This window comes from Drancourtella massiliensis (assembly GCF_016900655.1).
In the GTDB taxonomy this organism is placed as follows: Bacteria; Bacillota; Clostridia; order Lachnospirales; family Lachnospiraceae; genus Sellimonas; species Sellimonas catena.
Map to the genome: position 1 here is coordinate 1 of NZ_JACJKH010000117.1, position 354 is coordinate 354.

General features: G+C 35.9%; 1 protein-coding gene. It reads left to right on the top strand.

Going from position 1 to position 354, the window contains the following annotated elements; all coding sequences use genetic code 11:
* Positions 1-162 precede the first annotated feature (162 nt).
* Positions 163-252 carry a MerR family DNA-binding transcriptional regulator gene (locus tag H6A32_RS15995; protein WP_346342305.1) on the top strand — a complete coding sequence of 30 codons (90 nt, stop codon included), beginning with the start codon at positions 163-165 and terminating at the stop codon, positions 250-252.
* Positions 253-354: the final 102 nt, after the last annotated feature.

Sequence of the window (354 nt, forward strand, 5' to 3'; positions counted from 1 at the left end):
ATCTGCGTAACGCACTCCATCCAGAGTCTATAGGGGCATAAATCACTATTTTGTCAGCTGAAATATTGAATTTTCAAGGAGCGAAGCCCATTTCAGGTATGGGAAGTCTTAGTAGTTTATATTCAAAAATAGAATATAGGTGCTTGAGAAGAGGTGCATGATATGACAATAAAAGAGGTTGAAAAACTGACAGGGTTATCACGTTCAAATGTACGCTTTTATGAAAAAGAAAAACTGATTGTGGTTAATTGAAAAATTAATTGCAACATAGGTTGTTGCAGTTAGAATTACAAGGCATATGGGCCATGGAGTTGCAGTTGTAACTTCATGGTTTCTTTTTGCCTTTTTTCCAGT